This window comes from Tepidimonas charontis (genome assembly GCF_007556685.1).
GTDB classification, from domain to species: domain Bacteria; phylum Pseudomonadota; class Gammaproteobacteria; order Burkholderiales; family Burkholderiaceae_C; genus Tepidimonas; species Tepidimonas charontis.
Window position 1 is genome coordinate 1 of record NZ_VJON01000018.1, and the last position, 26787, is coordinate 26787.

25 protein-coding genes and 2 tRNA genes are annotated in these 26787 nt (G+C 68.3%); 14 read left to right on the forward strand and 13 right to left on the reverse strand.

Annotation, left to right across the window (positions count from 1 at the left end; translation table 11 throughout):
• The 8 genes from Tchar_RS06715 to Tchar_RS13825 all read left to right on the forward strand — a co-directional run.
• Positions 1 to 2339: TonB-dependent receptor (locus Tchar_RS06715; protein ID WP_328592035.1), on the forward strand; the 2339-nt coding region annotated here is incomplete at its 5' end.
• A 23-nt stretch (positions 2340 to 2362) separates the two neighbouring features.
• Positions 2363 to 3052: a Fe2+-dependent dioxygenase gene (locus Tchar_RS06720; protein ID WP_144328294.1), complete on the forward strand. Its 690-nt coding sequence runs from the start codon at positions 2363 to 2365 to the stop codon at positions 3050 to 3052.
• On the forward strand, positions 3037 to 4083 hold the full coding sequence (locus Tchar_RS06725) for an alpha-hydroxy acid oxidase (RefSeq protein ID WP_144328295.1): 1047 nt from the start codon (positions 3037 to 3039) through the stop codon (positions 4081 to 4083). Before Tchar_RS06720 ends, Tchar_RS06725 begins: the two co-directional genes overlap by 16 nt.
• Before the next feature lie 79 nt (positions 4084 to 4162).
• Positions 4163 to 5029, forward strand: a complete 867-nt coding sequence (locus Tchar_RS06730; protein ID WP_144328296.1) for an energy transducer TonB — start codon at positions 4163 to 4165, stop codon at positions 5027 to 5029.
• Positions 5030 to 5145: 116 nt separating this feature from the next.
• Positions 5146 to 5904: a MotA/TolQ/ExbB proton channel family protein gene (locus tag Tchar_RS06735; protein WP_144328297.1), complete on the forward strand. Its 759-nt coding sequence runs from the start codon at positions 5146 to 5148 to the stop codon at positions 5902 to 5904.
• Positions 5905 to 5925: 21 nt separating this feature from the next.
• A complete protein-coding gene (locus Tchar_RS06740; RefSeq protein WP_144328298.1) occupies positions 5926 to 6351 on the forward strand; it encodes an ExbD/TolR family protein in 426 nt (141 codons plus the stop codon).
• A gap of 398 nt (positions 6352 to 6749) precedes the next feature.
• A complete protein-coding gene (locus Tchar_RS06745; RefSeq protein ID WP_144328299.1) occupies positions 6750 to 7439 on the forward strand; it encodes a Bax inhibitor-1 family protein in 690 nt (229 codons plus the stop codon).
• Positions 7440 to 7555: 116 nt separating this feature from the next.
• Complete coding sequence (locus tag Tchar_RS13825) at positions 7556 to 8185, forward strand: hypothetical protein (protein ID WP_201739319.1); 630 nt, start codon at positions 7556 to 7558, stop codon at positions 8183 to 8185.
• Between the two features lie 186 nt (positions 8186 to 8371).
• Here Tchar_RS13825 and rlmD read toward each other — a convergent pair whose 3' ends face one another.
• The 4 genes from rlmD to surE form a co-directional block, all read right to left on the reverse strand.
• The gene (gene rlmD / locus Tchar_RS06755; protein WP_144328300.1) at positions 8372 to 9886 is read right to left on the reverse strand and encodes a 23S rRNA (uracil(1939)-C(5))-methyltransferase RlmD; all 1515 of its coding nucleotides are present in this window, start codon (positions 9884 to 9886) and stop codon (positions 8372 to 8374) included.
• Positions 9886 to 10806 (reverse strand): peptidoglycan DD-metalloendopeptidase family protein, encoded by a 921-nt coding sequence (locus tag Tchar_RS06760; protein ID WP_144328301.1) that lies wholly within the window; start codon positions 10804 to 10806, stop codon positions 9886 to 9888. The genes rlmD and Tchar_RS06760 overlap by 1 nt, the downstream gene beginning before the upstream one ends.
• 17 nt (positions 10807 to 10823) lie before the next feature.
• Positions 10824 to 11570 (reverse strand): protein-L-isoaspartate(D-aspartate) O-methyltransferase, encoded by a 747-nt coding sequence (locus Tchar_RS06765; protein WP_408033541.1) that lies wholly within the window; start codon positions 11568 to 11570, stop codon positions 10824 to 10826.
• Between the two features lie 62 nt (positions 11571 to 11632).
• On the reverse strand, positions 11633 to 12493 hold the full coding sequence (gene surE / locus Tchar_RS06770) for a 5'/3'-nucleotidase SurE (RefSeq protein WP_144328302.1): 861 nt from the start codon (positions 12491 to 12493) through the stop codon (positions 11633 to 11635).
• Between the two features lie 159 nt (positions 12494 to 12652).
• On the opposite strand from surE, the gene Tchar_RS06775 reads away from it, so the two are divergent.
• From Tchar_RS06775 to Tchar_RS06780, 3 genes are all read left to right on the forward strand, one after another.
• Positions 12653 to 13645 carry an NADPH:quinone oxidoreductase family protein gene (locus Tchar_RS06775; RefSeq protein ID WP_144328303.1) on the forward strand — a complete coding sequence of 331 codons (993 nt, stop codon included), beginning with the start codon at positions 12653 to 12655 and terminating at the stop codon, positions 13643 to 13645.
• Between the two features lie 142 nt (positions 13646 to 13787).
• A complete protein-coding gene (locus tag Tchar_RS13830) occupies positions 13788 to 14006 on the forward strand; it encodes a hypothetical protein (protein ID WP_201739320.1) in 219 nt (72 codons plus the stop codon).
• Positions 14007 to 14048: 42 nt separating this feature from the next.
• Entirely contained in the window at positions 14049 to 15170 is a 1122-nt protein-coding gene (locus tag Tchar_RS06780) for an SLC5/6 family protein (protein WP_201739321.1), read from the forward strand.
• Positions 15171 to 15231: 61 nt separating this feature from the next.
• Here Tchar_RS06780 and Tchar_RS06785 read toward each other — a convergent pair whose 3' ends face one another.
• The 9 genes from Tchar_RS06785 to uvrC all read right to left on the reverse strand — a co-directional run bounded on the left by Tchar_RS06785 (position 15232) and on the right by uvrC (position 23885).
• The gene (locus Tchar_RS06785; protein ID WP_144328304.1) at positions 15232 to 16335 is read right to left on the reverse strand and encodes a sugar phosphate nucleotidyltransferase; all 1104 of its coding nucleotides are present in this window, start codon (positions 16333 to 16335) and stop codon (positions 15232 to 15234) included.
• 308 nt (positions 16336 to 16643) lie between these two features.
• A tRNA-His gene (locus tag Tchar_RS06790) sits at positions 16644 to 16719 on the reverse strand.
• Between the two features lie 109 nt (positions 16720 to 16828).
• On the reverse strand, positions 16829 to 18739 hold the full coding sequence (locus Tchar_RS06795) for a SurA N-terminal domain-containing protein (RefSeq protein ID WP_144328305.1): 1911 nt from the start codon (positions 18737 to 18739) through the stop codon (positions 16829 to 16831).
• A gap of 25 nt (positions 18740 to 18764) precedes the next feature.
• A tRNA-Val gene (locus Tchar_RS06800) sits at positions 18765 to 18840 on the reverse strand.
• A 53-nt stretch (positions 18841 to 18893) separates the two neighbouring features.
• Positions 18894 to 19169, reverse strand: coding sequence for an HU family DNA-binding protein (locus Tchar_RS06805; protein WP_144328306.1), 276 nt, complete (start codon positions 19167 to 19169; stop codon positions 18894 to 18896).
• A gap of 138 nt (positions 19170 to 19307) precedes the next feature.
• On the reverse strand, positions 19308 to 20408 hold the full coding sequence (locus tag Tchar_RS06810; RefSeq protein ID WP_144328307.1) for a tartrate dehydrogenase: 1101 nt from the start codon (positions 20406 to 20408) through the stop codon (positions 19308 to 19310).
• 24 nt (positions 20409 to 20432) lie between these two features.
• On the reverse strand, positions 20433 to 21326 hold the full coding sequence (locus Tchar_RS06815; protein ID WP_144328308.1) for a DMT family transporter: 894 nt from the start codon (positions 21324 to 21326) through the stop codon (positions 20433 to 20435).
• 35 nt (positions 21327 to 21361) lie between these two features.
• Positions 21362 to 21928 carry a CDP-diacylglycerol--glycerol-3-phosphate 3-phosphatidyltransferase gene (gene pgsA, locus Tchar_RS06820; RefSeq protein ID WP_144328309.1) on the reverse strand — a complete coding sequence of 189 codons (567 nt, stop codon included), beginning with the start codon at positions 21926 to 21928 and terminating at the stop codon, positions 21362 to 21364.
• 10 nt (positions 21929 to 21938) lie between these two features.
• The gene (gene uvrC / locus Tchar_RS06825; protein WP_144328310.1) at positions 21939 to 23885 is read right to left on the reverse strand and encodes an excinuclease ABC subunit UvrC; all 1947 of its coding nucleotides are present in this window, start codon (positions 23883 to 23885) and stop codon (positions 21939 to 21941) included.
• Here uvrC and earP point away from each other — a divergent pair.
• The 3 genes from earP to Tchar_RS06840 all read left to right on the forward strand — a co-directional run bounded on the left by earP (position 23884) and on the right by Tchar_RS06840 (position 26706).
• Complete coding sequence (earP, locus tag Tchar_RS06830) at positions 23884 to 25074, forward strand: elongation factor P maturation arginine rhamnosyltransferase EarP (protein WP_236640335.1); 1191 nt, start codon at positions 23884 to 23886, stop codon at positions 25072 to 25074. The genes uvrC and earP overlap by 2 nt on opposite strands.
• 46 nt (positions 25075 to 25120) lie before the next feature.
• Positions 25121 to 25675, forward strand: coding sequence for an elongation factor P (gene efp / locus Tchar_RS06835; RefSeq protein ID WP_144328311.1), 555 nt, complete (start codon positions 25121 to 25123; stop codon positions 25673 to 25675).
• Positions 25676 to 25761: 86 nt separating this feature from the next.
• Positions 25762 to 26706: an LOG family protein gene (locus Tchar_RS06840; protein WP_144328312.1), complete on the forward strand. Its 945-nt coding sequence runs from the start codon at positions 25762 to 25764 to the stop codon at positions 26704 to 26706.
• Positions 26707 to 26787 lie beyond the last annotated feature (81 nt).

Below are 26787 nucleotides of genomic sequence, written 5' to 3' on the forward strand. Positions count from 1 at the left end.
CCCCAGACCCGACCCCGCACCCGCGCCCGCCACGTCTCTCACCCCCGCTGGAAGACCACACCCCTTGCCGCCCGAGCGGCGCGCCGACCGTGCCGGCCATCCCGCTGGGGGCGCTGCTGTTGGCCGCCAGCCTGCACGCCACCGCCCAAAGTGTTTCTGCCGGCAGCGACGCGGAGGCCACCCTGGGGTCCGTCACCGTCACCGATCAACGCGAGCCGGCCGAGATTCGCGCCAAGAGCACCCTCAAAGCCGAGACCACCCGTCTGGGTAAAGGCCAGCAGGCGCTGCGCGACATTCCGCAGAATCTGACTGTCATGACCGAGCGGCTGCTGGACGAGCGCAATCTCGACGACTTCCGCGAGGTGTTGCGCACCACCGCCGGCGTCACCTTTCAAGCTGGCGAAACGGGCGAAGAGGACGTGCGCCTGCGCGGCTTCTCGCTCGGACAGGCGGGTGATATTTATCGCGACGGCCTGCGCGAAGCGCCGCTGATCAGCCGCGACACCTTTGCCACCGAACGCGTCGAAGTGCTCAAGGGTTCGGCCTCGATGCTGTTTGGCAAAGGCTCCACCGGCGGCGTGGTCAACCAAGTCACCAAACAACCGTTTTTGCGCGAACACTACGAAGCCGAGCTAACCCTGGGCAGCGGCCAGCACCGGCGCCTGCAGGCCGACATCAACCGGCCCGTGGGTGAGCGCAGCGCCGTACGACTCAACGCCATGGTGCAGCGCGCCGACCATGCGGGCGCGCAGGACGACCGCCAGGGCGTGGCGGCCAGCTGGCGCACCGGCATCGGTGAGCGCGACGAGTTTCAGGTCGATCTGTACCACCTCAAAACCGACGCCCGACCGATCTACAACCACCCCTGGCTGTTGACCGGGCAAAGCGGCGACGCGCAACGTACCCTGGTGCCGGTGTTGCCGGCCAAAAACTTCTACGGGCTGGCCAGCGACTACAACCGCAGCGAGCAAAGCGTACTGACGCTGTCGCACACCCACCGCTTCAGCGCCACCGAGGAGCTCAAAACGACACTGCGCCACGGGCGCTACGAACGTGATCTCTGGACCACGGTGGTGGGCTTTTGCCAGAACAACGCCACCCTCTGTCCCGGGCAAACCGTCAGCCTGCAGCAACCGCCCACTGCCGACACCATCCTCACCCGCAACAATTTCAAGGGCCGCCGCGGCCGCAGCGACATCACGCAGCTGCAAAGCGACTACAGCACTCGCGTGCGCGCCGGCGGTCTGGACCACCTGCTCACTGCCGGCGTCGATTTCACCCATGAAGACGCGCAACGCAACCAAAACAACGGCGGAGGCGCCTTGCCGGTGCTGCCCGACAATGCCCACATTCGTCTGACCCGCGTGGGCACCCCCAACGATGGGGCTTACCGCCCGGATACACGCAGCTGGCAGTACAGTCACTTTGACAGCCAGAGCATCGGCCTGTATGCCCAGGATGTCGTCAGCCTGAGCGACACGGTGAAACTGGTGGGGGGACTGCGGCTGGATCGCTTCGAAGCCACGTATCACGACCTCAACGGCAACCGCGGCACGATGACGCACCGTTTGTGGAGCCCCCGCATCGGCGCGCTGTGGCAGCCCGACGCGCTGTCTTCGTACTACGTGTCCTATGGCGAGTCCTACAACACGTCGGGTGACACCTACCAGTTTGCGCTGGGCAATTTCGACCCCGGCACCAACAACGCGCGCCTGGCCAATACCCCACCGGAGAAAAGCCGCAACCTGGAACTGGGCGCCAAATGGGAGCTGTTCGAGCAGCGTGCCCTGCTTGGCGTGGCGGTCTTTCGCAGCGAGAAAACCAACGAACGCAACACCGACCCGGACAGCGCCGCCACGCAGCTGCTGCTGTCGGGCAAGCGTCACGCCAGCGGCGTCGAGCTCAATCTGGCCGGCCGAATCACACCGCGCTGGGAGGTGTTCTACAACCACACTTGGATTCCCCAGGCGCGGATCGATCGCTGCAACACCACCACCTGCAACCCCGCCGGCGCCGCCCAGCGCGAAGGCGACCGCCCTGGCCTGACACCCAAGCACAGCCTCAGCGCCTGGACCACCTACCGGTTTGCCCCGCAGTGGCGCGTCGGCCTCGGTCTGACCCACCGCGGCCAGCAAAGCCCGGAGGGCAACCGCACCGTGGTGGCGCCGGCGTTTACTGTCTGGGACGGCATGCTGGAGGTCACCGTGGATGAAAAAACCACCGTCAAGCTCCACATCGCCAACCTCACCGACAAGCGCTACGCCGACGCCTTGTACCGCGGCTTCTATGCCCCGGGCACCCCGCGCCGGGTCTATCTCAGCGTCAAGACGGTGTTTTGATCCGATACACCGACCGCTGCGCCATGCTATTGCATCTAAAACGAATCCTCACCCCAGACGAGGTGCGTCATGCGCGCGCGCTGTTGATGGCCGACGATGCCCCGTGGATCGATGGGCGCCACAGCGCCGGCGCGCAAGCCAGGGAGGTCAAACGCAATGAGCAATTGGCGCAGGACAGCGCGCCAGCTGCCGAACTGCGCGCGCTCGTCCTGCGCGCCCTCCAGCGCGAACCGCTCTTTTTTTCGGCCACACTGCCGCGCAAAATCTACAACCCGTTGTTCAATCGCTACCATCCGGATGCCCCCGCCTACGGAGCCCACATCGACGGCGCCGTGCTGCATTCGCACGCCGATGGACAGTGGGTGCGCACCGATGTGTCGTGTACCGTCTTCCTCAGTGAGCCCGACGAATACGACGGCGGCGAGCTGACGATCGAGGACACTTTCGGTGTGCAGCGCATCAAGTTGCCGGCCGGGGATGCGGTGTTGTATCCGAGCACCAGCGTACACGCGGTCACTCCCGTCACGCGCGGCACCCGCCTGGCCAGCTTCTTGTGGATCGAGAGCATGGTGCGCAGCGACGAGCGGCGGCGCTTGCTATTCGAGCTGGACATGAATCTGCTGAAACTGCGGCAACGCTGGGGCGAGACGGCGGAGTCGACGGCCCTGACCGGCATCTACCACAACCTGTTGCGACAATGGGCGAGCACCTGATGGACGCAGCGGCACACGCTTACTTCTTTGGCGGTGCGGGACGCGAGCAGACCCTGGCGGCCAACGAGCACGCTTGGTGCAAAGACTGGCTGTGGCCGCGCGTGCTGGCGACCCCGGCGCGCATCGACACCTCCGTGACCCTATTGGGCCGTCGCTGCCCCACGCCTTGGTTGGCGGCGCCGATGGCGCACCTGCGCCTGGCCCACCCGCAAGCCGAACTCGGCCTAGCCCTGGCCAGCGCCGCGCAGGGGGCTGGCTTCGTGCTGTCCACCCACGCCACCGTCGCCTTGGAGGACGTGGCCGCCGCTTGTCGTTCCGAAACCGAGCGTGGCCCGCTGTGGTTTCAACTCTACCCTTACGGCGAGCGGGAAGATTGGCTGCGGCTGGCCCAACGCGCTGCGCGCGCCGGCTTCGAAGCCATCGTGCTGACGGTCGACGCGCCCGTTCAGCAAGTGCCGACACGGGCGCGCGAAGCCGGATTCACCCTGCCGCCTGCATGGCCCCAGCCCAATTTGCCGGCGCCGCCACCGCGTGGCACACTGGAGGAACTGTTGGCGCAGGCGCTGCACTGGGACGATGTGGCCTGGTTGCGCCAGCGCTGCCCGCTGCCGCTGATCCTCAAAGGCATCTTGCACCCCGCCGACGCCGAGCGCGCGTGTGCGCAGTCGCTGTGCGACGCGCTCATCGTTTCCAACCACGGCGGGCGGGTGCTCGACGGCGTCCCCCCCACGGCGACCGCCTTGCCCGCCGTGTCGGCCGCCGTGCGCGGTCGCGTTCCCATCCTGGTCGACAGCGGCCTGCGCTACCCTACCGATGTGGTGCAGGCGCGTGCCCTGGGCGCGCACGCCGTCCTGATCGGCCGCCCGCTGCTGGTCGCCCTGGCCAGCGGGGGCGCTGCCGCCGTGGCACAGTTGTGGCGTCGCTGGCGCGATGAGCTCGCCGCTACCTTGGCTTTGCTCGGCGCCGCTTCGCTCGACGACCTGCCGCCCCTGCACACCGAACTTCAACCCATGCCCGCACCGAACCCATGAACGCCAGCGTCCTCCTTCTGACCATCGTGGCCAGTCTGCTGGCGGCCATCGGCGCCGCCTACTGGGCCTTGCGCATGCCATGACCTCAGTCCCGCTGCCGCCTTCTCCCCCGGCAATCAGTACGCCGCCGCCCACGCCGCTGACGGCGCGGCAACGCCGCCTCGTCGTCACCGCGGCCGTGCTCGCCCTGCACGGGCTGGGCATCGCTGCCCTCTACCGGCTCGACCACGGCACCGTCAACACGAAAGCACCCCGCTTGGTCGCCGCCGCCCTCGTCCCTGTATCGGTGCCGGCGCCAGCGCCTGCCGACCGCACGGCCATGCTCAGCCGACCACCGGCGCCGCCGGCGCGCCCGCTGCAGCCGCCTCCGCCTTCACCACCCCAGCGCGCAGCCGCGCCTGCTGCGCGCGAGCAGGTGCGCCCTCTGGAACCCACGCCGACGCCGCCGATGGTCACCCCCACTGCGCGCTCGATCAACCCGACTGAGCCCCAAAGCGCCCTTGCCGTGCCGCTGGCATCGGCGAGCGGCGAGCCATTCCCCCCCTCTGCGCTCCCAGCGGCGCCCCATCCAACTGGTCGGCCCACATCCGAGGCGGAAGCGTTTTCCCCTGCTGGCGCAGCGGCCACCGCACCCGCGGTCAGCCCGACGCCCCCGCCTGCACGCATCGAACTGCCCTCGGCCTCGGCGGCCTATTTGAACAATCCGCCGCCACCGTACCCCGCCCTGTCGCGCCGTCTGGGTGAGGAAGGCCGGGTCGTGCTGCGGGTGCGCATCGAAGCCGATGGCACGGCGTCGGCAGCCGAAATCCGCACCTCCAGCGGCTATGAGCGACTGGACCAAGCGGCCTTGGCGGCGGTGCTGCGTTGGCGTTATGTTCCGGGCACGCGCAATGGGAAGCCCGAAGCCATGTGGTTTCTGGTTCCCATCCACTTCAAGCTGGAGTAGTCGCCGCCGGTGCCGTTGCGGCCCACGGGCGGCCCCAACACGCCCTACCGAAGGCCGTTTTCGCTTGCCATTTCACCATTCCTACTTTTGTACATTTCTTTTCTGGAGCCCTCAGCATGGACAACGTTCCCCCGACCTTCGGCCTGGCCCACCTGTGGGCGCAGGGCGACGCGCTCATCCGCGCCATCGCCATCGCCTTGCTATTGATGTCGGTGCTGACCTGGGTCATCATCGTGATGAAAGCCTGGGATTTGCGCCGTCACCGCGCGCAGGCCCAGCGAGTAGAGGCCTTCTGGCATGCCAGTGACTTTGCCGAGGGCCTGGAGCGCCTGGGTCGCGAAGCCGACAATCCCTTCCGCCTGCTGGCCGCCCACGGGCGTGACGCCGCCGCCCACCTCAGCGGCGCCGATGGTACCCCGCGCTCGCCCCAGCTGCACGACTCGCTCGACGCCAGCGAGTGGGTGCAGCGTGCCTTGCGCCACGCCATCGACGACTGTGTGGCGCGGCTACAAGCTGGCCTCTGGATCCTGGCCTCGATCGGTTCCACCGCCCCTTTCATCGGTTTGTTTGGTACGGTGTGGAGCATTTACCATGCGTTGGTGGGCATCGGTGCCAGCGGCTCGGCGAGGCTGGAGCAGGTGGCCGGGCCGATCGGCGAGGCCCTGATCATGACGGCGCTGGGGTTGGCAGTGGCCATTCCGGCGGTGCTGGGGTACAACGCGCTGACGCGTGGCCACAAGATGCTGGTGCACCACATCAACCGCTTCGCGCACGAGCTGCACGCCTACTTCGTCACCGGGACTCGCTTGGCCGCGCGCGCCCCGGCCCCCGGTGTCGGCTCAGCCGGTACGGTGCGCCCTCTGCGCAGCCAATGACCCACGAGGAGAACCAACCCGATGGCTGGCCCCGCTTTCCATGACAGCGACGACGATGCGCTGATGAGCGAAATCAACATGGTGCCGCTCATCGACGTGATGCTGGTGCTGCTGATCGTCTTCATGATCACCATCCCCGTCATGCACCACGCGGTCAGCGTCCGGCTGCCGCAAGCCAGCGCCGAGCCGCTGACCCCGCCGCCTCAAGCGGTGCGCCTGAGCGTCGGCGCCGACGGCAGCTACCGCTGGAACGACGAACCCATCGATGACGCCACGCTGACCCAGCGACTGCAGCACTTGGCCCGTCAGGAACCGCAGGCGCCACTGCATTTGCACGGCGACAAAGAGGCGCGTTACGAGCGGGTGGCGCAGGCGCTGGCCGCCGCCCACGAGGCCGGGGTGCGCAACGTGGGCTTCGTCACCGAACCCGCTGGGCATACGCAGTAGCCGCGAGGGGCAGCCCCATGGATGCGGCGCCAATCCGGCGGCCAGCTGCGAAAGGCGCATGGCTGGCGGGCAACCCTGTGGGCGCAGCGACGAGCCGCTTTCGGAGTCCGGCATCGCAGCCGAGGTACGGGCGCCACCCCACGCGGCGAACAACCTGTCTGGGAGCGGTCAGCACCTGACCTGCTCAAGCGCGACGCCGCACGCGGCGGGGAACCTTGGCACGCTGCGCCAGTCCAAGGGCATGCGCATGCCTTGGCGCGCCACCACAACTGGTGCGGCGCGGCTCGGGGCGGATGGCGCCCGCCAGCCCGGCGGCCGGTGACGGCATGTGGGTGGCAGGCGCTGTCCGGTGGCGCGATGTCCATCCGTTCCCGTTATGCTCACGTGAGGCACCTTCGATGAACCTGATGACCGCTTCTTCCACCGCGACCTCGTCCACCCTGGCCGCTGAGCGGCAACGGGTCCTGCGTAATACCTACGGACTGCTGGCGCTGAGCCTGGTGCCCACCGTGTTGGGCGCCTGGATCGGCGTCAGTACCGGCGTCACCGCGGCCCTGTCCGGCGGCCTCGGGCTGATCGTCTTCTTGGCGGGCGCCTTCGGCTTCATGTTCGCGATCGAACGCACCAAACACTCGGCCACCGGGGTGGCGGTACTGTTGGCCTTCACGTTTTTCATGGGGTTGATGTTGTCGCGGCTGCTGGCGGCCGTACTGGGCTTTGCCAACGGGGCCCAGCTGGTGATGACGGCCTTTGGTGGCACCGCGGCGGTCTTTTTCGTCATGGCCAACCTCGCCACCGTGATCAAACGTGACCTCCAAGGGCTGGCGCGCTGGCTGTTTTTTGGCGCCATCGTCCTGCTCGTGGGTGGCATCATCAACGTCTTCGTCGGCAGCACGGCCGCCATGGCCGCACTGTCGGTGCTGGCCATTGGTATCTTCAGCGCCTTCTTGCTGGTCGACTTGAAGCGCATCATCGACGGTGGTGAGACCAACTACATCAGTGCCACGCTCGGCCTGTATTTGAGCCTGTTCAACGTCTTCCAGAGCTTGTTGGCTTTGCTGGGCCTGTTCGGCGGCGAGCGCGAATGACGCCCGCCCCCGGGCGCGGGCGGGGGTCGCAGCGCCGAATTTGCAGGGCCTCGCCCGCGCTTCTCGGCGCTTCACGGGGCTGGCGCAACAACGCCGGCATGGCCGACAATGCGCGCATGGCCATCTCGCGAAATGTCGTTCTGCCGCCCCGCGGTGGGGCAGGTTCCCCATCGACCTGGGTGGCTGCGCTCTTGCTGAGCACGCTGGCGCTGGGCGGCTGCGACCAGCTCGGCATCGACACGCCCGCCAAACAGGCGCAGCGGCGCGAAGCCGAGGGCAAAGCCATCGGGGCCGGCTGCCGCCACACCCAGCGTAGCCTGGAGGATTGCTACGCCGCCAATCCCAAGGCATCGAAGGCCGCCATCTTTGCCGGCTGGCGCGAGATGGACGAGTACATGCGCGAAAACGACATCGCCCCACTGCCGCGCAGCCAACCGACGCCGACTGCCGCCGAGGAAGAGGTCATCGAGTCCTCCCCGACGGCGTCCGCGCCTGCGATACCCAACAATCCCTCCGCCGCGCCAGCAACCGGGGGCGGCGTGACGAATCCTGCCAACGGCGCGCCCGGGGCGGGCGCGACGAGCCCCGCCAACCGCGCCGCTGCACCAGGTGCGCCAAATGCCGCTGCCGCCAACCCAGCTGCGGCGCCGGCTCGCGCACCAACGGCGGCCTCGCCCAATGCGGCGCCGACCGGCAGCATCGTGCCGCCACTGGGGCCGGTGACGGCGCCCGACAATCGCCGCTGAGCGCCTTCGGCGCCTCATCCACCCAAACTCACACGGCATCGCACCCGCTGGCGGTGGCATTGCCGGTCGGATCCGTCGCGGACGATGGTCCGCCGGACACCGACCCGGACGACGTCGGCGCGACGCACGCGCGGCGGCGACGCCGTGGCAGGAACTGGCCGTCACCGTGGCACGCGGATGCCGCCTTCACCCGGCGATGCGGGACTCAAGCGCTGACGCGGCATCGAACACGGCCAGACTTTCGACGTGCGCGGTGTGGGGAAACATGTTCACCACGCCGGCGGCCACACAGCGATAGCCCGCTTGATGGACGAGCAACCCAGCGTCGCGCGCCAGCGTGGCCGGATTGCAACTGACGTAGACGATACGCCGCGGCGGCCGCCAGGGCTGCCCCGTGGGCGTGTGCGGCATCGGTGCGCCGCCACGACAGGCCTGATGCACGTCAGCCAGCGCCTTGACCAGCGCAAACGCGCCTTCGCGCGGCGGATCGATCAACCAGCGGTCGGCCACTCCATCACGCACCAATTGCTCGGGCGTCATCTCGAACAGATTGCGGGCGACAAACGTGGTGGGCGCCAAGGCCACGCCACGGGCCCGGTTGTCGGCCCAGTTGGCGCGCGCGCGCTGCACCAGCGCGTCGCTGCCTTCGACCCCCAACACCTCCCCCGCTTGGGTCGCGATGGGCAAGGTGAAGTTGCCCAAGCCGCAAAACCAATCGATGACACGCTCGTCGCGCTGGGCGCGCAGCCACTGCAGCGCACGCGCCACCAGCACCCGGTTGATGTGTGGGTTGACTTGGGTGAAGTCGGTCGGGCGAAATGGCAGGACGACCCCGAATTCGGGCAAGCGGTAAGCCAACGGGGGCGTACCATCGTCGGGGTCGAGGCGCTGCACGCTGTCGGGGCCCTTGGGCTGCAACCACCACTGCAGCCCCAAACTGGCGTGCGCTTGCGCAAATGCCCGCAGGCGCTGGCGGTCCGCTTCGCCCAGTGGCTGTAGGTGGCGCAGCACCAACGCCGTCACCCCTTCCCCGCAGGCCAGCTCGATCTGCGGGCAACTGTCGCGCGCCTGCAACGAAGCGATGAGCACACGCAGCGGCGGCAGCAAGGCGCTGACGGCCGGCGGCAATACCGCGCAGCTGTCCATATCGGCGATGTAGCGGCTCTTGCGCTCGTGAAAGCCGATCAGCACCCCGCCCTTCTTGGACACGTAGCGCACCGCCAAGCGGGCGCGCCACCGGTAGCCCCACGCGGGGCCGACGATCGGGCGCAGCACGCGTTCGGGCCGCACCTTGCCCAGCCGCCACAGATTGTCTTCCAGCGCACGCTGCTTCACAGCAACTTGCGCGTCGGCCTGCAGATGCTGCATTTTGCAGCCGCCGCAGGCGCCGGGCTGCAGACCGAAATGGGGGCAGCGGGGCGTGACGCGCAACGGCGACGCGCGCACGACCTCGACCACGTCTGCGGCTTCCCACTGCGCCTTGCGGCGCGTCACCTGCACGCGCACCCACTCGCCCGGCAGCGCACCGTCGATGAACAGCACCTTGCCATCGGCCCGGCGCGCCACGCCGTGCGCCTCCATGTCGAGCGCCTGCACGTACAGGGCATCGGAGGGCACCCCCGCCGGGCACTCACCCACAGCAGAGGAAAGAAGAGCGTCCTGGGCGCCAGCCGCGCCCGCTTCATGCAGCGCGTGGTCCATCAGCGACGTGGCAGCAAGGTCAACGGATCGACCGGTTTGCCCTGGCGCCGGACTTCGAAATGCAGTTTGACACGATCGGCGTCGCTGCTGCCCATTTCGGCGATTTTCTGCCCCTGGCGCACGTTTTGATCCTCGCGCACCAGCAGAGTCTGGTTGTGGGCGTAGGCGGTCAGGTAGGTATTGTTGTGCTTCAGGATGATCAGGTTGCCATAGCCGCGCAGGTCCGAGCCGGCATACACCACGCGCCCATCGGCGGCCGCGAGCACCGGATCACCGGCGCGTCCACCGATGCCGATGCCCTTGTTGCGCGTCTCATCGAAGCCATATAACAGCGGCCCTTGCGCTGGCCATATCAGCGCCACCACGTCGGCCGCCGGCGGGGCGGGCGTCTTCGGCGCGGCGCGCGTCGCACCGCTGTCTGCCGCCGACGCCGAGGCGCTCGCCGTCGTGCCCTCCAGCGGGCGCGCCTTCACGCTGGCCTGATTCACGGGCTGGGTCACGACCCCCGCCTCGGCCGTCGCCGCCGGTGCCGGCGACGTTGCCGGACTCGGCGGTGCCACCCGCAGCACCTGCCCAACCTCGATCAGATTGGGGTTGGCCAAGCCGTTCCAGGCGGCGATGTCGCGCCAACTCTGGCCGTGCTCCAAGCCGATGCGATACAGCGTATCGCCGGGCCGCACCGTGTAGTAGCCCGGTTTGCCGGCGTTTTCGCTGCCGGGCAAAGCCGCAGCGGGCGCCGTGGGTGCGCCGGTCGGGGCCGGGGCCGGGGCCGCCACGGGTGAGCGCTCCTGCACCGGGGCCTGACGGGCCGGCTTCTTGGGCGCCGCGCAGCCACTCAGCAGCAGCGCCACCCCCACGGTCCATACCCCCGCCGCCCAGACACGGGCGGCCACGCAGTCGTCGCATCGGCCTGTCGTCATCGGCACGCTGTCCTCCATCATTCGAGGCCCGATTTTAGGGGGACGAACCACACGTCCTCGAGCACACGGCGCTGCCAGCCGGCCGCGGTGCGCTCCACCACCACCAGCGACTGCCGCCCCGGACGCAGCTGCGCCGGCGCCACCAATCGCCCCCCCACGGCCAGCTGCTCCAGCCAGGCAGGGGGAATGTCGTCGCCGCCGGCCGCCGCAATGATGCCCGCATACGGCGCCCCGCGCGCAAAGCCCACGGTACCATCGCCCAAAATCAAATGCAGGTTGGGAATGCGCAGCGGCCGCAGATGTTGGCGCGCCTTGTCGTGCAAGCCACGCACGCGCTCGATGCTGTAGACCTCGCGACACAGGCACGACAGCAGCGCCGCTTGGTAGCCGCAACCCGTGCCGATTTCCAGCACCCGCCCCACGGGCACGTCTCGGCCCTCGATGAGCAGCGCCAGCATGCGTGCCACCACGGTTGGTTTGGAGATCGTCTGGCCCCAGCCGATCGGCAAGGCGGTGTCCTCATAGGCTTGTGCTGCCAGCGCGCTGTCGACGAAGCGGTGGCGTTCGATGCGGCCAAACGCCTGCAGCACGGCCGGATGGGTCACGCCCGTGGCGTGCAGCCGCCGCACCATGGCTTGCCGAACGGCGGCGGAGTCGAGCCCGACGCCAGCCACTGCGGTCGCCTCGGCCAGCGGCGTGGACAGGCGGCGTGGATCCGGCACCCGCCCCCCGGCGGCCGTCGGCGCCACCCGCTCCAGGGACACCGGAAAACGCCCGCCGCCCCGAGACGGGTTCGCCGGCCCCGGGGCATTAGGGACGCGGCCCTTCACCACGGCTGCGGCGCCCCCGCGGTAGCGGCCCCTGTCGCCGCCGCCGGCGCCGCGCCCAGGGCAGCGGTCAAGGCCGCGGCGGTCTGCGCCCAATAGCCCAGGCGTGCGTAGTCGGTCAAATCGATTTGCAGCGGCGTGATGGACGCATAGCCCTGGCGCGTGGCGTGAAAGTCGGTTCCTTCGGCATCGTCCTTGGCGGGGCCGGCCGCGCCGATCCAATACATCGTCTCGCCACGGGGGTTGACTTGGGTGATCACCGGCTCGGCGGCATGGCGCCGGCCCAACCGCGCCACCTTGAAACCGCGCACCTGCGCGCGCGGCAGATTGGGAATGTTGACGTTGAGTAACCACGGCCCGGGGTGCGCCGCATCGTGCGGGGCGTCGGCGCTGGCGCGCTGGTGCGCCTCGATGGCCGGCTGCAAGCTGCGTACCAGCTCCACGGCCAGCGCCACCGCGCTGTCCAAGTGCGTCCAGCCCTTCTCCGTCAATGAAAACGCAATGCCCGGAATGCCGAACAAATAACCCTCCATCGCGGCACCCACGGTGCCCGAATAGATGGTGTCGTCGCCCATGTTGGCACCGTTGTTGATCCCCGACACGACGAGATCGGGGCGGTAGTCGAGCAAGCCCGTCAGCGCGATGTGCACGCAATCGGCCGGCGTGCCGTTGACATAGCGCACGCCGGGGCTGGCTCGATGCACGTACAACGGCGCATTGAGCGTCAGCGCGTTCGACTTGGCGCTGTTGTTGTGCTCCGGCGCCACCACCTCCACCTCGGCAAAGGTGGACAGCGCGCGCGCCAGCGCCACCAACCCCGGGGCTTGGTAACCATCGTCGTTGCTGAGCAGGATACGCATGGTCCGATTGTAGGCGCGCCCCTCAGTAACCTGTGTGACGCGCAGCGAGCGCCACTGCCGGCATCATCGCGGCATCCCACGGGACGCGCCGCTGCAACCAATGCGACGCACCGCCCCTCATCAACCCCACCATTGCCACAACGCGAGGAGACCCTAGCGATGCACGCCTGGATCTGCGAACAGCCCACCGGCCCCGAAGCCGTCGTTTGGTGTGAACGCCCAACCCCCGAGCCGGGACCGGGCGAGGTGCGGGTGGCGATTGCCGCCGCCAGCCTGAACTACCCCGATTGGCTGATCGTACAAAACCGCTATCAGTTCAAGCCCACGCCACCGTTCGTGCCGGGCTCGGAGTTCGCCGGGGTAGTCGACGCCGTTGGCGAAGGCGTCACGACGCTGCGAGTGGGGCAGCCAGTGGCCTGCTTGCTGGGCACCGGCGGCTTTGCCACCCACGCCATCGCCCCCGCGCAGCGCTGCGTGCCGCTGCCAGCGGGCTTCGATTGGATCGACGCCGCTGCCTTCGTCATGACGTACGCCACCTCGTACCACGCGCTCATCGACCGCGCCGGGCTGCGCCCGGGTGAGACGGTGCTGGTGCTGGGAGCCGCCGGCGGCGTGGGCAGCGCCGCGGTTCAAATCGCCAAACAGGCGGGCGCACGGGTCATCGGCGCCGCCTCCAGTGCCGACAAATGCGCCCTGGCGCAAGCGCAAGGGGCCGATGCCACCCTCAACTACGCGGAGCACACCGCAGCGGGCAGTTTCCGGGACGAACTCAAGCGCCTGACCGACGGCCACGGCCCCGATGTGATCGTCGACCCGGTGGGCGGTGATCTCGCCGAGCCGGCATTTCGCTCCATCGCTTGGCGCGGTCGCTATCTGGTCATTGGCTTCGCCGCTGGCCCCATTCCCAGCCTGCCGCTGAATCTGCCCTTGCTCAAAGGCGCTTCGATCGTGGGCGTTTTCTGGGGCGAGTTCGCGCGCCGCGAACCCCAGGCTAACGCCGCCATGCTGCAGACACTGGTGCAGTGGTACATGCAAGGCCGTATCAAACCCGTGATCGACGACGTGCTGCCGATGACCGCCCTGCCCGAGGCCTACGCGCGCCTGGCCCAGCGCCAAGTGCGGGGCAAGCTGGTACTGCGCAACACGGCCTAAAATGGCGCGGCTGTGAGTCGCCAGGGGAGCCTGGGTACCGGGCATGTGCGCGGTGCCGTCGGCTGAGAGTGGCAGGCGCGCTGCCGGCGTGCGGCCAGACCCTGGAACCTGATCCGGTTCGTACCGGCGGAGGAAGTGCGACATGACACCAGTGGGCGCGATGGCCGCCGTAGGCGCGGCTTTGTTGGTTTTTCTGTGGGTCGGGCTGCGGGTGCGCAGCGCTGAAGCCACGCTGGATGCCTATTTGACGGCGCGCAACACCCAGAGCGCGTACACGCTCGGACTGTCGTTTTTGGCCTCCGGGCTGGGGGCATGGATTCTTTTCGTTCCGCCCGAAATCGGTGCTTTCGTCGGGCCGTGAGCGCTGGCCAGCTACGCGATCGGCGCCGCGTTGCCCTTCGTGGTGCTGGCTGCCAGCGCCGCGACGGTGCGGCGTTTGCTACCCGAGGGGCGCAGCCTCACCGACTATGCCGGCCTGCGCTTCGGCCCCGTCTTTCGCACCTGGACGCTGCTGCTGTCGCTGCTGTACATGCTGTGTTTCGTCACCGCCGAGCTGACGGCGGTGGGGGCCATCGTCGGCTTACTGGGTGGCGGCGACGGCCGCTGGGCGGTGGCGGCGGTGGCCGCCGTCACGCTGGCCTACACCACCTGGGGTGGGCTGCGCGCCAGCTTGGCCACCGATCGCTGGCAAGGCGCGTTGCTGCTGGCCTTGTTGGCCCTGGTCAGCGTGGTGGTATGGCAACAGCCGGTGCCGGCTGCGGCGACGCCCTCCGCGCCGGCCGCCGCGCCCCTCCCGGTAGGGCTGTCGGTGGCGGCGACACTGATCATCGCCGTCACCGCCGCCAATCTGTTCCACCAGGGCTACTGGCAGCGCGTGTGGGCGGCGCAAAGCCCGCACGCACTGCGGCGTGGCGCGTGGCTGGGCGCCATCACGACCGGGCTGGCCATCGCCGTCGTGGGTGCCTTGGGTATGCTGGCGGCGCAGCGTGGCCTGCCGTTGGGCACGCCGCCCGTGCCCTTTTTTGCCCTCGTGCAACAGGCGCCGGCGTGGCTCGCATGGCCGGTGCTGCTGCTGGCGGTGGCGCTGGTGGCCTCGTCGGTGGATACCTTGCAAAACGGTATCGCGGCCTTGTTGGTCACCCAGCGCCACGACGCCACGCTGGCGGGGGCGCGCTGGGCCACCGTGCTGCTGATGGTGCCGGTGGTGGCGGTGGCGTGGGAAGGTTTGTCGGTGCTGCGGCTGTTTTTGATTGCCGACCTGTTGTGTGCGACCGCCGTGGTGCCGCTGCTGCTGGGGTTGTGGCCGCGCGTGCCCCCACAGGCTGCGCTGGCCGGGGGCGCCGCCGGCCTGCTGGGCGCGGTGCTGCCGGGGGCCTGGAGCAGCGGCAGTCTGTGGGACGGCGTGCGCGCAGCGACCTTTCCGGCCAACGTCCCCACCCTGGAGCCATTTGCCGGCGCGTTGATCGCCTCGGCGTTGGTGAGTGCCCTGTGGACGGTGTGGCGCCCGGCTCGGCGCACGGCCTGACGCCCCCCGTTGGCCTCACGCAGCCCTCGGCCCCCGTTGGGGCCCACCGCCTTGGCGATCGTCAGCCGCGCGCGTCGCCCCAGCGCAGCGGACAGCGATCGTCGCCCACGTAGGTGGCGCGACCCAGCCGGTCCACGCAGTAGCTGGGCGAGACGATCATGTCTTGAAACAGCATCCCGGCGCCGATGCGCGTGTACTCGAACAACACACTGCGCTCCACGCGCGAGCCAGCGCGCAGGTGGCAGCCGTGACCGATCCAGGCCGGGCCGACGATGGCGCTGCCCGGCTCCAGCCGCACGCTGGAGCCGATATACACCGGGCCGGTGATGTCCACCTGCTCGAAATCGATGCGGGTGTTGAGCCCCACCCACACGCCCGGGCAGACCTCGGTGCCGGGCATGCGCATGCCGTCGAGCTCGCCGCGCAGCACCCGCTGCCACACCGACCAGTAGTCGCTCACACGCCCAATGTCGATCCAGTGAAACGGGCGCGTCTGGGCATAAAACGGCAGGCCCCGCTGCACCAGCAGCGGAAACAACTCGCTGCCGATATCGAACACCCGCCCCGGCGGTATCAGGTCCAGCACGGGCGGCTCGAAGATATAGATGCCCGTGCTGGCCAGCGTCGACAGCGCCTGCTCGGGACGCGGTTTTTCTTGGAACGAGCGCACACGGCCGTCCTCGTCGGCAACGACGATGCCATAGCTGCCGACCTGCTCGCGCGGTACATCGAGCGTGATCACCGTCGCCAGCGCGCCCTTGGCGCGGTGCTCGGCCAGTGCGGCGCCGATGTCCAGGTCCACCAGCGCGTCGCCACACAGCACGATGGTCGTGTCATCGAAAAAACCGCTGTGGTCTTGGATGCGCCGCATACCGCCGGCCGAGCCCAGCGGGCGCGGCAGGATGTCGCCATGCTCGTACACCCCTTCGTAGGAGTAGCCGATCTCCACGCCCCAGCGGTGGCCATCGCGGAAATATTGTTCGATTTTGTGGTGGTTCCACGCCACGTTGACCATGATCTGGCACACACCGTGCGCGGCCAACAACTCGATCAGGTACTCCATCACCGGCTTGTGCAGGATGGGCACCATCGGTTTGGGCAGGTCCTTGGTGAGCGGGCGCACGCGGGTTCCCTGTCCCGCGGCCAGAATCATGCCTTTGGCCATCGTCGTTGTCGCGTTGCGGTTGAAGAAAGGTTCGTACGGCAGGGGCGGCAGCGGCTGCGCTGGCCACGACACCACGGCCCCGCCGCTGCGCGGGTGGCTGCCTGGCACCCGATTGTGCCAGGCCGCTGGCCACCGACGGACCCTGCCTCGGGGCAGGTGGGCGTTGCCGTTGACCGCAGGGCGTTCTCTCTGCGCTGAAGCGATGCGCGCTGCCGCTGCGGCGCCGAGCGATGCGCTGGCGATGGCTCAGAGAGGCCAAAAGACACAGGGCCCGCCAGGGCCCTGTGGTTCACGTGCCTTGATATGTTTGGGGTGGCTGATGGGACTCGAACCCACGACAACCAGAATCACAATCTGGGACTCTACCAACTGAGCTACAGCCACCGCAGAAGTTTTGAATTATAGCGACAAATCGGCCAGAAATCGGCGCCTTGACCGGCTGGACAGGGGCGACACGGGCCGCCTCCAGCGCCCCGGCGCGGCACCGAGGGCCTCAGCGCACCAGCACCTCGGCGCGATAGCGCTCGCGCAAGGCGGCCAGGTAGGCTTGGCTCTCGCCCTCACCCAGCAGGCGGGCCAGCTCATCGCGTTCGCGCTTGCGCTGCACGGCATCGGGCTCGGCCCGGGCCGGGCCACGGCGCACGCGCAACACCGCAGCCCCTTCCGCGCCCAAATCCACCGCAAGCCAAGCGGGCGCATCCCCCTCCAGACGCGCACTCAAGGCCGCACGCACGGCCGGCAGTGGCAGTCCGTTGGGCGCCTGGCGCGACACCAGCACGGGGGCACGCAGTGTGGCTGGCGCGGGCTCGCGCGCCGCCCACTCGGTGCGGCGCGCCTGCGCCGCCTCGCGCGCGGCCGCCAGAGCCCGCTGCGTCACCAGCGCGGCGCGCACCTCGGCCGCCACGGTCTCGAACGGACGGCGCTGCGCCGGGCGGTGCTCCACCACCCGCACCGCCACCAGCCGGTTGCCCGGCAATTCGATGGCCGCGCTGTTGCGCTTGGCGCTCAGCGCCTCTTCTTGAAAGATGGCGCGCAACACCGCCGGCTCGCGCAACACCGCACGCGCTGTGTCGTCGGCGGTCGGCAGCGCACCGGTACGCTCGACGGTGGCGCGGCGCACGGTCAGCCCCAACGCTTGGGCCGTCGGCGCCAGACTGTCGGGTTGTTCGTACACCAGATTGCTGAAACGCTCGGCTTCTTCAGCGAAGCGGCGCTGCGCCAATTGGCGCCGCAGTTCCGCCTCCAAGCGCGGGCGCACCGCCTCGAACGGTTCGGCCGCTGGCTGGCGCACATCCAACAGTTGAATGATGTGCAGCCCGTATTCGGTCTCGATAAGGTCGGAGATTTCGCCTTTGCGCAGCGCAAAGACGGCGTCTTCGAAGGGCTTGACCATGGCGCCCCGACCGAACCAATCCAGATCCCCTCCCTTATTGGCGGAACCCGGATCCTGCGAATGTTGTCTTGCCAACTCGGCAAAACGCTGCGGGTTGGCACGCACCTCGCTTAGCAGGCGCTCGGCCTGCGCGCGCACCCGAGCTTTTTCTTCGGCGCTGGCGTCCGGCGCCAGCTGCAACAGGATGTGCGCGGCGCGCCGTTGCTCGGCGCGCGCATTCTGCACCACGTTTTGCTGATAGTAGTCGCGCAGCTCCTGCTCGCTGACCGTCACGCGCGCCGTCAGCGCCTCCGGATCGAGCAACACATATTCGACATCGGCTTGCTCCGCCGTACGGTAGTCGTCGGCGTGGGCGTCGTAGTGTGCGCGCACCTCGGCCTCACCTACCTGCACCGTGGCGGCGAAGTCGGCCGGTCGAAAGACGGTCCAGGCCACTTCGCGCTGCTCGAAGAAGGCCGCGGTGGCCAACTGCGCCGCCGTGTTACCAGCCAGGGCACTGTCGGCCACCGTGCGCAGCACTGCCGAACGTGCCAGTTCGGCGCGCACACTGGCCTCGAACTGTTCTGGCGTCATGCCCTGCGCGCGCAACAGATCTTGATAGCGCGCCATATCCAGCGTGCCGTCGGCCTGCCGCAATTGCGCGATGGCGGGAATGGCCAGCAGCTCCTGCGCTACACGCCGGTCGGTCGCCGTCAGACGCTGATCCTGCGCCGCGCGCGCCAGCACGCGTTCATCCACCAGCCGCTGCAGCGTCGCGCGCCGACTGGCGTCGCTCTCCAGCAGTGCCCGGTCGATACCCGGCATCGAAGCGGCCAGCCGCTCGACCTCGCGGCGGTGGGCGGCCTCCCACTCGGTGCGCGTGATGCGCTCGCGCCCAATGCGGGCCACCGGCTCGGAGGTATCCCGAAAGCGCGTGTAGCCCTCGATGCCGAAAAAGACGAAGGAGGGGATGATCAACAACATCAGCAGTGCCATCAGCACCTTGGTGTTGTTGCGGATGAGGTCGAACATGGGCGCGCGCGGGATCGGGAAGGATTGGTGGGTGCTGACGGGCTCGAACCGCCGACCTACGCCTTGTAAGGGCGCCGCTCTACCAACTGAGCTAAGCACCCGATCCAGGAGCGTGACCGAGACCGGCTACTGGCGCCAGCCCCAGTCCCGGGCGTCAGCCGTTGACGGCGTCTTTGAGGGCTTTGCCCGGTCGGAATTTCGGCATTTTAACCGCGGGAATGTCCACCGCTTCGCCGGTCTTGGGGTTGCGGCCCTTGCGCGCAGCGCGCTCATCGACCACGAAGCTGCCGAAGCCCACCAGGGTGACGTCGCCGCCGCGCGCCAGCGTATCCGTGACGGCACCCAGCACGGCGTCGAGCGCCCGGGTGGCTTGCTGTCGGGTCAGTTGCGCCTGCTCGGCGATGTGATCGATCAGTTGCGTCTTGTTCATTGGCTTCCTCTGGCACTGGAGTATCGCCTCGGCTCCGGGGACTCCGGTGGCGAAAAGGCGCGTATTGTAGCCACTCGGCAGTGGCTGTCGCGTCGCGGCGGTGTCGGTGGCGCGTCATCCACTGCGCGGCCAGGGCCATCAACTGCCCCGGCGAAGTGCTTCGGCCACCGCTCGGCCCACATCGGCCGTGCGCGCGTTGCCGCCCATGTCCGGCGTGCGGGGGCCACCGCTGCCCGGCTCCAGCACCGCCTCGATGGCACGCACGATGGCGTCGTGTGCGGCGTGGTGGCCAAGAAAATCCAGCATCAGCGCGCCGGACCAGATTTGGCCGATGGGGTTGGCGATACCCCGGCCGGCGATGTCCGGTGCCGAGCCGTGCACGGGCTCGAACAACGATGGATGCGTGCGCTGTGGGTTGAGGTTGGCCGAGGGCGCAATACCGATGGTGCCGGTACACGCCGGCCCCAAGTCACTCAGGATATCGCCGAACAGATTGCTGGCCACCACCACGTCGAAATGCTCGGGCCGCTGCACGAAATGCGCCGTCAGTATGTCGATGTGGAACTGCTCCACCGTCACGTCCGGATACTCGGTGGCGATGGCGCGCACGCGCTCGTCCCAGTAGGGCATGGTGATGGCGATGCCATTGGACTTGGTGGCGCTGGTCAAGCGCTTGCGCGGGCGGCGCCGCGCCTGCTCGAAGGCGTAGCGCAGCACCCGATCGACCCCGTGGCGCGTCATCACCGTCTCCTGCACCACCAGCTCGCGCTCGGTGCCCTCGAACATGCGCCCGCCGATGCTGGAGTATTCGCCCTCGGTGTTTTCGCGCACGATCAGCATATCGATTTCACCGGGCGCGCGCGCACTGCCATCGCGCCGCACCAGCGGCGAGCGAATGCCGGGCATCAGCCGTGCCGGGCGCAGGTTGACGTACTGGTCGAATTCGCGCCGAAACTTCAGCAGCGAGCCCCACAGCGAGACGTGGTCCGGAATCTTTTGCGGCCAGCCGACGGCGCCAAAGAAAATGGCGTCATGCCCGCCGATGCGTTCCTTCCAGTCGTCGGGCAGCATCTGGCCGTGGCGCTCGAAATATGGCCAGCAGGCCCAGTCGAAGTGGTCGAACGCCAGCGCGATGCCAAAGCGCTCGGCTGCCGCTTCCAGCACGCGCAAGCCCTCGGGCATGACTTCGGTGCCGATGCCGTCGCCAGCGATGACGGCAATGCGATGAGCACGGGACATGGTTCGACTCTCCAGAGAGCGGGTTCAACGTGAGCGGCCGCCGCGTACCACCATCGCCACCCCCAGCACCGTCAACGCCGTGCCGCCCACGGTCGCGAGGGTGATGGGTTCGCCGAACAGCAGCCACGCCATGAACGCGGTGCACGGCGGCACCAGATACATCAGACTGGACACCGACGCCGCCGCGCCGCGCTGGATCAACAGGTACAGCAAGGAACTGCCGCCCAGCGTCAGGCCGAGCACCGACCATGCCATCGCGGCGGCGGACTCGGCGTTCCAGTGCATGGCCTCGTTTTCCAGCCACGCCAGTGGCAACGTCACCAACAGCGCCGCGCCCAGCTGCACGGTATTGGCGGTGCGCACGTCACAGGGCTGTAAAAAGCGTTTTTGGTACAGCGTGCCCACCGTGATGGACAGCAGCGCCGCGACGGCCAACGCCAGATTCAACGCGGTGGCGGTGTCGCCAGGCCCACCGGCGCCGAACTTGTGCGACACCACCAGCACCAAGCCGGCCAAGCCCAGCGCCAGCCCCAGCCACTGGCGGGCCAACACCCGGGCGCCGGTGGCGGACAGCCACACCGCAGTGAGCACCGGCTGCAAGCCGACGATCAAGGCCGACAGGCCCGCGCCCATGCCAGCCTTGACGGCTGCCCACACGCCGCCCAGGTAGCCGGCGTGCATCAAAATACCCGTGACCGCCAAGTGCCCCCACTGCGCGCGTCCGCGCGGCCACGCCACCCGCGCCAGCGCAATCCAGAGGCCAAAGCAACCCAGGGACAAGGCGTACCGCCACGCCAAAAAGGTCATCGGCGGCGCGTGCGGCATGCCATAGCGCGCCACGATGAAACCCGTGCTCCAGATGAGTACGAACAGCGCCGGCATCGCCCGTATCCAGGGCGATTCGTCCACAGCGGTCATGGTGTCGGCGGCCACGGTCACGGGGGCGTGTGCCTTCAACGCGCGCGGGCGCGGATTTCGGGCAGCGCCTTGAGCAAATAAAACCCCATCGACCACACGGTCAGCACCGCGGCCACCCAAATCAACAGCGTACCCCACCAGCGGGTATCCACCCCCCACACCACGCCGTCGAACAGCAAAAACGGAATCGCCACCATCTGCGTGGCGGTCTTGACCTTGCCCACCATGTGCACCGCCACGCTGCGCACCGCACCGATCGTCGCCATCCACTCGCGCAGGGCCGAAATCGCGATTTCGCGCCCGATGATGATGAGCGCCACGAACACATCGGCGCGCCCCAGATGGACCAGCACCAACACGCTGGCACAGACCAAAAATTTGTCGGCCACCGGATCCAGAAAGGCACCGAACGACGAGGTTTGGTTCAAGCGGCGCGCCAGATAACCATCGGCCCAGTCGGTCAGCGCAACGACGATGAACAGCCCGGTGGCCAAGGTGTTTTGCCATGCCACGCCCAGACCCGGCCAATAGAACACCGCGACGATGAGCGGAATGGCGGCGATGCGCGCCCAAGTCAGCAGCGTTGGCAGATTGAAAAACATGGTGGACGAATTATGCGTTGGCGCCCCCGTGTAGGGCGGCATAGATGGTCTCGGCCAGCGCGCGCGAAATGCCCTCGACCTGCGTCAAATCGTCGACGCTGGCGGCGGCAACGCCGCGCACGCCCCCGAAGCGCGCCAGCAGGCGCGCCCGCTTCTTGGGACCGACACCTGGTATGTCCTCCAAGCGGCTGGCGCCGGTGCGCGCCTTGGCACGGCGCGCGCGCATGCCGGTGATGGCGAAGCGGTGTGCCTCATCGCGAATCTGGGCCACCAGCATCAGCGCCGCCGAATCGGCGGCCAAGGTCAGCTTCTCGCGCCCATCGGCGAACACCAGCTCCTCCAGCCCCACTTTGCGGCCCGCGCCTTTTTCCACCCCCACCAGTCGGCCCAAGTCCAGCCCCAGTGCCTCAAACACCGCGCGCGCCACCTTCACCTGCCCCACACCGCCGTCGATCAGCACCACGTCCGGCAGCCGCACGTCGGCGCCGGCGCGCAGTCCCTCGACCCGCTTGCCGTAGTGGCGCAGCAACACCTGGCGCATGGCGGCGTAGTCGTCACCCGGCGTCACATCCGCCACCGCGTAGCGCCGGTACTGCGCCGGCTGCATGCGGTGCCCCTCGTACACCACGCATGCGGCCATGGTGGCTTCCCCCGCGGTGTGCGACACGTCGAAACATTCGATGCGCAGTGCGGCCAGCGCCTCGGGGTCATCGGCCGGCAGACCCAGCGCCTGCGCCAGCGCGCGGGTGCGCGCCTGCTGCGACCCTTCCTCGGCCAACAGGCGCGCCAGCTGCAGCTCGGCGTTGCGCTGCGCCAGCTCCAGCCACACGGCGCGCTGCTCGCGCGGGTGAAACACGGCACGCACCCGCACCCCGGTTTGCTCGCTCAGGGCGTCGAGCAAACCGTCGTGCATCGGCGCCCCCAGCACCAGCACGGGCGGCGGCGGGGTCTGGGTGTAGTGCTGCGCCAAGAAGGCTTCCAGCACGTGCTGCTCCGGCGAGCGGGCCTGTGCTTCGACGTCGGCCAACGCCGCCCCATCCTCCACGTGCGCAGGGAAAAACGGCCGATCTCCCAGATGCCGACCGCCCCGCACCATGGCCAAATTGACACACGCCCGCCCGCCCTGCACGCGCACCGCGATGATGTCCACGTCCTGGTCTTCGCGACTCTCCATGGCGTGCTGCTGCAACACACGCGACAACGCGCCAATCTGGTCGCGCACCTGCGCGGCCTGCTCGAACGCCAACTGCTCGGCATACCCGTGCATGCGGGCCTGCAACTCGGCCAGTACGGCGTCGCTGTCCCCCTGCAAGAATGCGCTGGCGGCACGCACGTCGGCGGCGTAATCGGCCGGGCTGATGTGGCCCACACAGGGCCCGCTGCAGCGCCGAATCTGATACAGCAGACACGGCCGCGTGCGATGCGCGAACACGGTGTCTTCGCAGGTGCGCAGGCGAAACACCCGCTGCAGCAGCTCGATGGCCTCCTTCACCGCCCAGGCGTTGGGATAGGGGCCGAAATATTGGTGACGCCGATCCACCGGCCCGCGGTAGTACGATACGCGTGGAAAGTGTCCGGGATCGGGCCGCGCGGGGTCGCTGTCTTGGCCCGCTGCCCACGTGCTGGCGCTGATGCGCAAATAGGGGTAACTCTTGTCGTCGCGAAAGAGAATGTTGTAGCGCGGCTGCTGGGTCTTGATGAGGTTGTTTTCCAGCAGCAGCGCCTCGGCCTCGGAGCGCACCACCGTGGTCTCCAGCCGGGCGATGCGCGAAACCATGTGGCCGATGCGGGTGCCGTCGTGCGCGCGCTGGAAATAGCTGCTGACGCGACGCTTCAGATCGCGGGCCTTGCCCACATACAGCAGCTCGCCGTCTTGGTCGTAGAAGCGATACACCCCCGGCAGCGATGGCAACGCTGCGACGTCGCGCAAAACAGTATCGGAATGTTCGGCTGACATGGCCCCAATGCACACAGAACGCGCCGCGAAGACGACCGCATGCGCCGATGCACACTGTAGCGCGTCGGCGCCCGCGGCGCGGCCAGCGGCCCCCGGGCCGTCGCTGCGGTGGGATATTTTTTGTCACGTCGTCGACAACTGGGGCGACGCCGGGGTGTGCTGGCGTCTGTGCCGCCAACTGGCCGCCGCGGGTCAGCAGGTACGGCTGTGGATCGACGACCCATCGCTGCTGGCCCTGCTGGCGCCCGAGCCGCGCCACGGCGCCGACGCCGCAGTGGCCGTGCACCCGTGGCCACGCACGCAACCGACAGCCCTGCCCCCGCCGCTGCCCCCGAGTGATGTGCTGGTGGAAGCCTTTGGCTGCCACGTGCCCGATACCTGGGTGGCGGCGCGGCTGCCCGCCACCTCGCCGGAGGGTGCCCACGGCATCTGGCTCAACCTGGAATATCTCAGCGCCGAGCCCTGGGTGGCGCGCAGCCACGGTCTGCCCTCCCCTGTGCTGCATGGGCCGCTGCGGGGTCGCACCAAATGGTTCTTCTTTCCCGGCTTCACGCCGGACACCGGCGGCCTGCTGCGCGAAGCGGACCTGTTGGCGCGGCAGCAGGCATTCGATGAACAGGCTTGGCGGGCCCGCCAGGGTCCACACAGCGGTCCGTGGGTGAGCCTGTTCTGCTACGAGCCGCCCGCCTTGGCCGCGTTGGTGGCCCAGCCGGCCCTGGCCCATGCCCGCTGGCTGGTGGCCGCCGGACGCAGCGCCGCCGCCTGGCAGCGCACCGCCGCCGCTGCGCTGCCGGTGACGGCCAGTGCGTGCATCCAGCCCACCGTGCCCCAGCCAGCCTTTGATGAACGCCTGTGGGCCTGTGACCTGAACCTGGTGCGGGGCGAAGATTCCTTGGTGCGTGCGCTGTGGGCCGGTCGGCCCTTTTTGTGGCAGATCTATCCACAGGACGACGACGCCCATCACGTCAAGCTCGAGGCCTTCCTGCGCTGGCTCGACGCGCCGCCGCACTGGCAGGCATGGTTGCGGGCGTGGAACGGCGTGCCCGGCGCCGTGCCCCCTGCCCTGACCGCAGACGACCTCGCGGCCTGGACCGAAGCAGCGCGCACCGCGCGCCAGCGTCTGCTGGCTCAGGACGACCTGCTCACGCGACTGCTGGCCTTCGTGCACGCCAAGCGGGCCTCAGGGTAAAATGATGGGTTTGACAAACCAGACTCCCATTCCCAGGCTGACATCCATGAAGCTCGCCCAAGAAATCCGCGCCGGCAACGTCATCATGCACGGCAAGGACCCCATGATCGTCCTGAAAACCGAATATCAGCGCGGCGGCCGCGGCGCCGCTACCGTGCGCATGAAGCTCAAGGCCTTGCTGAACAACAGCGCCACCGAGGTCGTCTTCAAGGCCGACGATAAAATCGACAACATCATTCTGGACAAGAAGGAGTGCACCTACTCCTATTTCGCCGACCCGATGTACGTCTGGATGGATGCCGAGTACAACCAATACGAGGTCGAAGCCGAAAACATGGGCGATGCCCTGAACTACCTCGAAGACGGCATGACCGCCGAAGTGGTGTTCTACGACGGCAAGGCGATCTCGATCGAGCTGCCCACCACCGTGGTGCGCGAGATCACCTGGACCGAACCCGCCGTCAAGGGCGACACGTCGGGCAAGGTGCTCAAGCCTGCCAAGATCGCCACCGGCTTCGAAGTCCAGGTACCCATCTTCGTCGAACAGGGTGACAAGATCGAAATCGACACCCGCACTGGCGAATACCGCAAGCGCGTCTGAAGCGCGCCTGCGCCACAGCGGGCCGAGCGCTGCCCTCTGAACAGGCCCCTGATGGGGCCTTTTTGTTGCCTCCTACCCCTGCCGCCATGCCATCCGACCCCACCCATCCGAGCAACGCCGTCCATGACCTGCAGGTGCAGCGGCTCGCCGACGCCGCCGTCGAAATGCACCTGCTGTCCGATGAGGGCACACGCCCTGCGCCCGATGCCTATCGGCTCGCGTTCGCCGACCCGGAGTTTTTGCTGCGCCGCGAAACCCGCGGCATCCGCTTTCAGCTCGAATTGCTCAAACCCGACATCGGGATGACCGAGGCGGGTATCGTCAACACCATCGTCGTCTTTGGCAGCGCGCGCTTTCGCGAACCGACCCAGGCCGAAGCCCAGTGGAGGGCTGCGCAGGCCAGCGGTGACCCCGCCGCCATTCGCCGCGCCGAGACACTGCGCCGCAATGCCCGCTACTACGACGAGGCGCGGCGCTTTGCGCAACTGGTGGCCGCCTACAGCCAATCCTGCCCGGTGCAGGATCAGCTCTACATCGTCACCGGTGGTGGCCCCGGCATCATGGAAGCCGCCAACCGCGGTGCGCACGACTGCGGCGCGCCCAGCGTCGGACTCAACATCCTGTTGCCCCACGAACAGGAGCCCAATCCCTACATCTCGCCGCAGCTGCGCTTCAAGTTCCACTACTTTGCGCTGCGCAAAATGCATTTCATGATGCGCGCCAAAGCCTTGGTGGCCTTCCCCGGCGGATTTGGCACGCTCGATGAGCTGTTCGAAGTGTTGACCTTGGTGCAAACGCGCAAATCGCGCCCGGTACCGGTTTTCTTGTACGGCAGCTCCTACTGGAAGCGCCTGATCGACTTCGAGTTCATGGTCGAAGAAGGCGTCATCTCCCCCGAGGATCTCGACCTGTTCACCTACGTGGACAGCCCGGAGGATGCCTGGGACGGCATCCGGGCGTTTTACAACCTGCCGGCCGCCTGTCCGGCACCACCGCATGGCGATGTAGAAGGCCACGCTGGCCCGGTTTGACCCATATCGGGCCTGCCCGACGGCCGCCGGCCGGGCTCAGGCACGGCCCGCACTGCCCCTGCTCCCCGCGCCCCTGCTCCC